This is a genomic window from Proteus faecis (genome assembly GCF_003144395.1).
GTDB classification, from domain to species: Bacteria; Pseudomonadota; Gammaproteobacteria; order Enterobacterales; family Enterobacteriaceae; genus Proteus; species Proteus faecis.
This window is the reverse complement of record NZ_PENZ01000004.1, coordinates 1-4838: the sequence shown is the minus strand read 5'-3', so window position 1 is coordinate 4838 and position 4838 is coordinate 1. Positions and strand designations below refer to the sequence as shown.

The following is a 4838-nucleotide window of genomic DNA, read 5'->3' as shown; positions in this document are numbered from 1 at the left end:
GATATTAAATCTATTCAAGATTGCGTTTTACTTTAGATGATGAGCAATATTAATTTATATTAATCAGCCAGTTAAAAGAGTTAGGTGTGGCTTTTTGCTGGCTTCATTCTTCGAGTGTGTCGAAATTGTGACGCGCTCACTGTATTTGGTTAAATGCTCACCACTTAAATGGGCGTACCTCTTAACCATTTCTAATGTTTCCCATCCTCCCATTTCTTTTAATACCATTAATGGTGTTCCGCTCTGAACATGCCAACTTGCCCATGTGTGGCGCAGGTCATGAAATCTAAAATCTGTTAGCCCAGTCAATCTAACTGCCCGTTCAAAATCTTCAAGACCGATAGATCGTTTTCTTTTTCCTGTTCTCGTAAATACATATTCAAATTCTCTTGGAATATTGCGTAAAATATTTACAGCATCTTCATTTAAAGGAAGAGGGCGACCTCGGTTAGATTTTGAGTTTTCAGGTGTTACTATTGCAACCCCTCTATCTAAGTCAACATTGCTCCAAGTTAGGGATAGTAACTCACCTCGTCTTGCTCCAGTTAATAATGCCAAGCTAACTAAGTCTTTCATCCACTTTAGCTTTAGATTATCAATGAGCTCAATCGCCACTTCCTTTTCGATCCATCTAACCCTGACAACTGGTTCTCTAAACGATGGAACATGCGGTTTTTCTTTTATCCATCCGCTTTTGTGAGCTAATGAAAATGCCCTCATAATAAATGAACGATACCTGTTTTTGGATGCGTTAGAGAGTTTTCTCTTTGTTTTCGTGCTATACACAGGCAGTGAGTTCGTGATCTCATCACTGGTAATAGTGGATAGTTTTCTTCCCTTGAAAATAGCTAGGAAATACCTTGCATTAGTTTGTGAATTTGCAAAACTTCGATGACTCTCAGCGTTTCTTAGCGCCAAAATCATCATCTCATCGAATGTTCGTTCTGGCGATTTATCTAATTTGTCTATCTGCCACAGATCGTACTTTAATTTATCGTGATACTCCTGAGCTTTCACCTTGTTCGTGGTGCCAGTAGATCTCCTAATTCTTTCTCCACTTGGAGATGTGACATCAATCCAGAACGTATTCCCTCTTTTGTAGATCGGCATTTTGAATTTCTCCTGCCACCGACCACAGCCAGCCGGTAAACATTATTGTCATTAAACTGCGCCTGTTCAAACTTTTTCAGGCTTTCCTTGTTAGCTCGCCATGAACCACCTACCTTAAACATGTAATATTTTGGTGGGTTTTTATAGATAGTCGATGGTGAGAGTTTTAGCTTCCCTGCAAACTCTTTCAATGTCATGCAGTCATCTTCCATTCTTCTCTTCCTTTTGCAGATTTCTGATGTATTGGCACATAACATCTTTGGTGTTGTACTTTGTGTGATTTAGAGGCTTAAACTTCGGTGTGTATTTATCGAGGATCTGAGTGGTTAGTTTGTCGTTGGGTATTCCGTGGCTTCTTAGTTCGATGAGGCATTCCTTTGCTATTTGCCTTCGTGCATTTTCCATTGCCTGTGCATTCATAGTCTTTGCCTTTTATTACGCAAAGTGACCATATATGATTTACGACAGTTTTCTATTTCGACTGGGTAGATATTCTTTCCTATCTTTATTTTGTGACTAACGATTATTCCAGTTCGATTATATTTCTTTTTATGGGCTTCCAGCGCCTCATTAATAGCAATCCTTTCTGTGGGCGTGACTTCACCTCGAATTATTAATCTCATAATTCACCTATGCTATTTTCCATTCATTTAATATTTTATTGCCGATATTAATTAACTCGTCTCTATCGACAGTATTAATTATCTTTCGTGGTTTGATGTATGGTCGCCATATTAAAAGCATTGAGCCTTTATTATTACCATTAACTGGTTTGTTTGTTCCTGCATTAATAAATGATATTCTTCCTCCTGTAATTAATCTCACTTCATCAACTGTTTCTAATGCAGAATTAAACCAACCAACAGAAGTATCGGCAGGAATTAACATTACGACGGATTGTAATTGCTTTTTACATTGTTCGGCGGCTTTATTAACCCAAGGCTGAATATCAGAATAGGGCGGATTTAAGAATATCGCCCCATAGCTTTCCCAATCGCAATTTAGCGAGTTGTCTTTTTCGGTAAGATAATGAGTACAAAGATGATTATTTTTATCGGCGGCGGCATCTAAATAAAAACCAAATTCAGCGTCCAATGCTGTGAATAAAGGCAGGGGAGTTTGCCATCTATCCCGCAGTTCCTTTGGTGTATGGCTACCTCCGTAGTCAGCCTTCATTCTCCGCATCCTTTATTATTAAGAATAATTCCATAGCTGCGCGCAGTGGGTTATTTTTTCTCACTTCATCGCTTACTTGCCACTCATAACCATCTACCCAGTAAGCAATGCCAGCAGCCCACTCTTTACACCCAGTGTCAAAGATTACAGATATCTTATTCTCAATAATAATCGTCATGGCATCAGACGGGTTATTGCATGGGTCGAAAAAGCGATAACCAAACGAGCCATCAACAAGGAATTGGATAATATCCATTGTTTGCTTAATTACATCGTATTGCGTTTCAGGTAAAACAGATTGAGCTACTAATAAATTAATCTCGAAATCAGATAGTTCGGTGTATTTATTCATTGATTACCATCCTGTAATTTCTATATCGTCAGAGTCAATAAACCAAGGTTCTATTTCGTCAATCCGAATCCCCATATCATCTAGAGAAGGATAGCCATCAATTCCTTTATCTTTAGACCAATCGAATTGCTCGGTAAGCCATTCTTCATCCTTGAAGTTATTGAATGCTATTTGCTGGAAGCGCTCAGCGCAGAACATTGCAAAACCTGCTTTCTCATGGCTACCGTGTATATCAGCTCTATATTCATCACCAGAATAGAATTTATTAATTTGTTCACATGATTTTTTAAATTTATCTTCATCGATAACAGTGACAACCATTTCCAAATCTTTTTGCCACGAGCCAGAACTTATTTTAATTTGTCTCATCTGTATATTTCTCCACAAATAACTTCAACATTCCTCACTGACATTAAATATTCAGCACGTTTATTGCATTCCGATTGCGTGTATATATCTTCCGTTACAGGCACAGCAGAACCCTGTATTAGTATGAGTAATACATATCCGATTATTTGCATTAATTATTACTCTGAATTTTAGGTATAAAAAACCCTGCTAGTGCAGGGATGAAATATATTTTTTTATTCTATTAAGTTTAGTTTCATTTAAATTTAACTTCTCCATTAGATGTTTTATATGGAGCTTATTATAATATATTTTTTTTTGACCATCACTTTTATGTGAGGCGCAAGTGTATGAGTTTATAATTGATATTACTTCATCGCTTATTATTTCAACTTCACTAATATATAATATTACCCTTAGGCTTCCTAGTATCTTGTTATTTTGAATAAACTCATCATGATATGTAAAGTATAAGTCATGACATTCTGGGCTTTTTTTATTATTGCTATATATAGTAATTTCACTACCATTTAGCATAACTCTCGTTATTTTTATTTTTTCATTATTTATCATTTTTACAAATTTAATCAATGATTGTAAGTGCGCTATCTTTTCACTTAAGAAATAACATAACTTGGCATTAGTTTCATTCTGTTTATTTTTTTCATCATTCTTTTGCCAAAAATAAACACCTATGGTGGCAAATAAGGCTAGCGAAGATAAGAATGCAAAGATAGTTGATAGATAAGAAAAAATAATGCTGAGTTTATCTTTTCCATGAGCATCGGTGACAAATATATCAATAACAAAAACACCAAAAACAATTAAAGATATTGAAGCTGTTGACACCCAAAAAATAATATTTTTAAGCTTTGAAGATAGTTCTATCATCGTGGATACCATTATAAATATTGGAATCATACTCACATCCATGTGACTAATCCACTGTCAAAATGCCTCCTTAGTCTACTTTGCGAAACTCAATAACCCACACCCAAGGATTTTTATAAAAACTATCTACGCCATATATTGACTGCCATAAGGCGCAGAATGCTGATTTTGCCGTTTGATATGGCTGATTACTATTTGGCACATAAAATCCAGTTAACCAGTTACCTTCATTTCCATATTTACCAGTTGTAATTCCCTCTGCAATAACATCATCCTGTGATATCTCCTGAACTTGCTGAACCCAAACATCAGTAATTTCAATTTCCCCTTTGATATTACCGTCTTTGTCTGCAATGTTGATGATGTCGCCAGCTTGTCCATAAGGGCAATTATCATCAATAAATCCGTGTCGCCACGCTGCGCATGTTTGTTGAGATAGGGTATAGCCTTCTTGCCATGTGCCGAGTTTGCGTAATATTTCTTCTGTTATTTTGGGCTGTGGTTTTATTGGTCGGCGCGTCTGTGTTTTTCTGCCATCCATGACAGCCACTAACATAACATTGTTAAACTTGATTCTGTCTTTCATTACTCCACCTTATTAGCTGAAAACACTGGGTCAAACTCACGCTCAACTTCAAACGTGCCAAGATATTGGTCATCAATCCACAACATGAATAACAATGGCCACTGATCTTCCCATCCGTCACAATCAGCGTGATAATATTCTGCACATACTTCAATGCATGAATCTAGGTCATCATCAGCACTGAAATTATGATCATCTGGTAATTCATAGAGGTTTTCTTCACTAATTCCTGATGGGTCTTCGCCTTTACCGCCTGCTATATAAAACTGAACTATCGCCATTATTCATTCCTCTATTGCATCCCTGCGAGTTAAATTAAAAGATAATTAAAGCTGTCGCTAAAAATGCACCTTTAACATCTTTATTTGATGGATA

The 4838-nt window shown here is 36.5% G+C and carries 9 protein-coding genes; all 9 read right to left on the bottom strand.

Going from position 1 to position 4838, the window contains the following annotated elements:
* Positions 1–63: 63 nt before the first annotated feature.
* Positions 64–720, bottom strand: coding sequence for a site-specific integrase (locus DK858_RS18220; protein ID WP_228407140.1), 657 nt, complete (start codon positions 718–720; stop codon positions 64–66).
* Positions 721–1013: 293 nt separating this feature from the next.
* Positions 1014–1322, bottom strand: coding sequence for a hypothetical protein (locus DK858_RS18120; protein WP_175304877.1), 309 nt, complete (start codon positions 1320–1322; stop codon positions 1014–1016).
* A 204-nt stretch (positions 1323–1526) separates the two neighbouring features.
* On the bottom strand, positions 1527–1733 hold the full coding sequence (locus DK858_RS00970) for a DUF4060 family protein (RefSeq protein WP_069367891.1): 207 nt from the start codon (positions 1731–1733) through the stop codon (positions 1527–1529).
* Positions 1734–1740: 7 nt separating this feature from the next.
* Positions 1741–2286, bottom strand: coding sequence for a phage N-6-adenine-methyltransferase (locus DK858_RS00965; protein WP_109395839.1), 546 nt, complete (start codon positions 2284–2286; stop codon positions 1741–1743).
* Complete coding sequence (locus tag DK858_RS00960) at positions 2276–2638, bottom strand: phage protein NinX family protein (RefSeq protein ID WP_109395838.1); 363 nt, start codon at positions 2636–2638, stop codon at positions 2276–2278. Before DK858_RS00960 ends, DK858_RS00965 begins: the two co-directional genes overlap by 11 nt.
* A 3-nt stretch (positions 2639–2641) precedes the next feature.
* Positions 2642–3007 carry a DUF2528 family protein gene (locus tag DK858_RS00955; RefSeq protein ID WP_109395837.1) on the bottom strand — a complete coding sequence of 122 codons (366 nt, stop codon included), beginning with the start codon at positions 3005–3007 and terminating at the stop codon, positions 2642–2644.
* A gap of 189 nt (positions 3008–3196) precedes the next feature.
* On the bottom strand, positions 3197–3919 hold the full coding sequence (locus tag DK858_RS00950; protein WP_109395836.1) for a hypothetical protein: 723 nt from the start codon (positions 3917–3919) through the stop codon (positions 3197–3199).
* A gap of 28 nt (positions 3920–3947) precedes the next feature.
* Positions 3948–4463, bottom strand: a complete 516-nt coding sequence (locus DK858_RS00945; protein WP_109395835.1) for an ASCH domain-containing protein — start codon at positions 4461–4463, stop codon at positions 3948–3950.
* A complete protein-coding gene (locus DK858_RS00940) occupies positions 4463–4744 on the bottom strand; it encodes a hypothetical protein (RefSeq protein ID WP_109395834.1) in 282 nt (93 codons plus the stop codon). Before DK858_RS00940 ends, DK858_RS00945 begins: the two co-directional genes overlap by 1 nt.
* Positions 4745–4838 lie beyond the last annotated feature (94 nt).

Bases quoted from the DNA above. Each gene is read 5' to 3' on its own strand.
- DK858_RS18220 (WP_228407140.1), bottom strand. From the start codon at position 720: ATGAGGGCATTTTCATTAGCTCACAAAAGCGGATGGATAAAAGAAAAA.
- DK858_RS00965 (WP_109395839.1), bottom strand. From the start codon at position 2,286: ATGAAGGCTGACTACGGAGGTAGCCATACACCAAAGGAACTGCGGGAT.
- DK858_RS00960 (WP_109395838.1), bottom strand. From the start codon at position 2,638: ATGAATAAATACACCGAACTATCTGATTTCGAGATTAATTTATTAGTA.
- DK858_RS00940 (WP_109395834.1), bottom strand. From the start codon at position 4,744: ATGGCGATAGTTCAGTTTTATATAGCAGGCGGTAAAGGCGAAGACCCA.
- DK858_RS00970 (WP_069367891.1), bottom strand. From the start codon at position 1,733: ATGAGATTAATAATTCGAGGTGAAGTCACGCCCACAGAAAGGATTGCT.
- DK858_RS00945 (WP_109395835.1), bottom strand. From the start codon at position 4,463: ATGAAAGACAGAATCAAGTTTAACAATGTTATGTTAGTGGCTGTCATG.
- DK858_RS18120 (WP_175304877.1), bottom strand. From the start codon at position 1,322: ATGGAAGATGACTGCATGACATTGAAAGAGTTTGCAGGGAAGCTAAAA.
- DK858_RS00955 (WP_109395837.1), bottom strand. From the start codon at position 3,007: ATGAGACAAATTAAAATAAGTTCTGGCTCGTGGCAAAAAGATTTGGAA.
- DK858_RS00950 (WP_109395836.1), bottom strand. From the start codon at position 3,919: ATGGATGTGAGTATGATTCCAATATTTATAATGGTATCCACGATGATA.